Origin of the sequence: Bacillus sp. 0909A, from assembly GCF_036765115.1 — a bacterium.
Taxonomy (GTDB): domain Bacteria; phylum Bacillota; class Bacilli; order Bacillales; family Bacillaceae; genus Bacillus; species Bacillus mojavensis.
Genome location: NZ_JBAIZU010000015.1, coordinates 1 through 3,060, shown reverse-complemented (window position 1 = coordinate 3,060; position 3,060 = coordinate 1). Strand labels below are relative to the sequence as shown.

At 52.8% G+C, this 3,060-nt stretch carries 1 rRNA gene; it reads left to right on the top strand.

Annotated features, from left to right (window positions below):
• Nucleotides 1-82: 82 nt before the first annotated feature.
• Nucleotides 83-3,010, top strand: a 23S ribosomal RNA gene (locus tag V6D42_RS20230).
• Nucleotides 3,011-3,060: the final 50 nt, after the last annotated feature.

The following is a 3,060-nucleotide window of genomic DNA, read 5'->3' as shown; positions in this document are numbered from 1 at the left end:
AACGTGTTCTTTGAAAACTAGATAACAGTAGACATCACATTCAATTAGTAAGACAAGATATCACATAGTGATTCTTTTTAACGGTTAAGTTAGAAAGGGCGCACGGTGGATGCCTTGGCACTAGGAGCCGATGAAGGACGGGACGAACACCGATATGCTTCGGGGAGCTGTAAGCAAGCTTTGATCCGGAGATTTCCGAATGGGGAAACCCACCACTCGTAATGGAGTGGTATCCATATCTGAATTCATAGGATATGAGAAGGCAGACCCGGGGAACTGAAACATCTAAGTACCCGGAGGAAGAGAAAGCAAATGCGATTCCCTGAGTAGCGGCGAGCGAAACGGGATTAGCCCAAACCAAGAGGCTTGCCTCTTGGGGTTGTAGGACACTCTATACGGAGTTACAAAGGAACGAGGTAGATGAAGAGGTCTGGAAAGGCCCGCCATAGAAGGTAACAGCCCTGTAGTCAAAACTTCGTTCTCTCCAGAGTGGATCCTGAGTACGGCGGAACACGTGAAATTCCGTCGGAATCCGGGAGGACCATCTCCCAAGGCTAAATACTCCCTAGTGACCGATAGTGAACCAGTACCGTGAGGGAAAGGTGAAAAGCACCCCGGAAGGGGAGTGAAAGAGATCCTGAAACCGTGTGCCTACAAGTAGTCAGAGCCCGTTAACGGGTGATGGCGTGCCTTTTGTAGAATGAACCGGCGAGTTACGATCCCGTGCAAGGTTAAGCAGAAGATGCGGAGCCGCAGCGAAAGCGAGTCTGAATAGGGCGCATGAGTACGTGGTCGTAGACCCGAAACCAGGTGATCTACCCATGTCCAGGGTGAAGTTCAGGTAACACTGAATGGAGGCCCGAACCCACGCACGTTGAAAAGTGCGGGGATGAGGTGTGGGTAGGGGTGAAATGCCAATCGAACCTGGAGATAGCTGGTTCTCTCCGAAATAGCTTTAGGGCTAGCCTCAAGGTAAGAGTCTTGGAGGTAGAGCACTGATTGGACTAGGGGCCCCTACCGGGTTACCGAATTCAGTCAAACTCCGAATGCCAATGACTTATCCTTGGGAGTCAGACTGCGAGTGATAAGATCCGTAGTCGAAAGGGAAACAGCCCAGACCGCCAGCTAAGGTCCCAAAGTATACGTTAAGTGGAAAAGGATGTGGAGTTGCTTAGACAACCAGGATGTTGGCTTAGAAGCAGCCACCATTTAAAGAGTGCGTAATAGCTCACTGGTCGAGTGACTCTGCGCCGAAAATGTACCGGGGCTAAACGTATCACCGAAGCTGCGGACTGTTCTTCGAACAGTGGTAGGAGAGCGTTCTAAGGGCTGTGAAGCCAGACCGGAAGGACTGGTGGAGCGCTTAGAAGTGAGAATGCCGGTATGAGTAGCGAAAGAGGGGTGAGAATCCCCTCCACCGAATGCCTAAGGTTTCCTGAGGAAGGCTCGTCCGCTCAGGGTTAGTCGGGACCTAAGCCGAGGCCGAAAGGCGTAGGCGATGGACAACAGGTTGATATTCCTGTACCACCTCCTCACCATTTGAGCAATGGGGGGACGCAGGAGGATAGGGTAAGCGCGGTATTGGATATCCGCGTCCAAGCAGTTAGGCTGGGAAATAGGCAAATCCGTTTCCCATAAGGCTGAGCTGTGATGGCGAGCGAAATTTAGTAGCGAAGTTCCTGATTCCACACTGCCAAGAAAAGCCTCTAGCGAGGTGAGAGGTGCCCGTACCGCAAACCGACACAGGTAGGCGAGGAGAGAATCCTAAGGTGATCGAGAGAACTCTCGTTAAGGAACTCGGCAAAATGACCCCGTAACTTCGGGAGAAGGGGTGCTCTGTTAGGGTGCAAGCCCGAGAGAGCCGCAGTGAATAGGCCCAGGCGACTGTTTAGCAAAAACACAGGTCTCTGCGAAGCCGTAAGGCGAAGTATAGGGGCTGACGCCTGCCCGGTGCTGGAAGGTTAAGAGGAGCGCTTAGCGTAAGCGAAGGTGCGAATTGAAGCCCCAGTAAACGGCGGCCGTAACTATAACGGTCCTAAGGTAGCGAAATTCCTTGTCGGGTAAGTTCCGACCCGCACGAAAGGCGCAACGATCTGGGCACTGTCTCAACGAGAGACTCGGTGAAATTATAGTACCTGTGAAGATGCAGGTTACCCGCGACAGGACGGAAAGACCCCGTGGAGCTTTACTGCAGCCTGATATTGAATGTTGGTACAGCTTGTACAGGATAGGTAGGAGCCTTGGAAACCGGAGCGCCAGCTTCGGTGGAGGCATCGGTGGGATACTACCCTGGCTGTATTGACCTTCTAACCCGCCGCCCTTATCGGGCGGGGAGACAGTGTCAGGTGGGCAGTTTGACTGGGGCGGTCGCCTCCTAAAAGGTAACGGAGGCGCCCAAAGGTTCCCTCAGAATGGTTGGAAATCATTCGCAGAGTGTAAAGGCACAAGGGAGCTTGACTGCGAGACCTACAAGTCGAGCAGGGACGAAAGTCGGGCTTAGTGATCCGGTGGTTCCGCATGGAAGGGCCATCGCTCAACGGATAAAAGCTACCCCGGGGATAACAGGCTTATCTCCCCCAAGAGTCCACATCGACGGGGAGGTTTGGCACCTCGATGTCGGCTCATCGCATCCTGGGGCTGTAGTCGGTCCCAAGGGTTGGGCTGTTCGCCCATTAAAGCGGTACGCGAGCTGGGTTCAGAACGTCGTGAGACAGTTCGGTCCCTATCCGTCGCGGGCGCAGGAAATTTGAGAGGAGCTGTCCTTAGTACGAGAGGACCGGGATGGACGCACCGCTGGTGTACCAGTTGTTCTGCCAAGGGCATCGCTGGGTAGCTATGTGCGGACGGGATAAGTGCTGAAAGCATCTAAGCATGAAGCCCCCCTCAAGATGAGATTTCCCATTCCGCAAGGAAGTAAGATCCCTGAAAGATGATCAGGTTGATAGGTCTGAGGTGGAAGTGTGGCGACACATGGAGCTGACAGATACTAATCGATCGAGGACTTAACCTAATTTCTAATGATGTCACACCTGTTATCTAGTTTTGAGAGAACACTCTCAA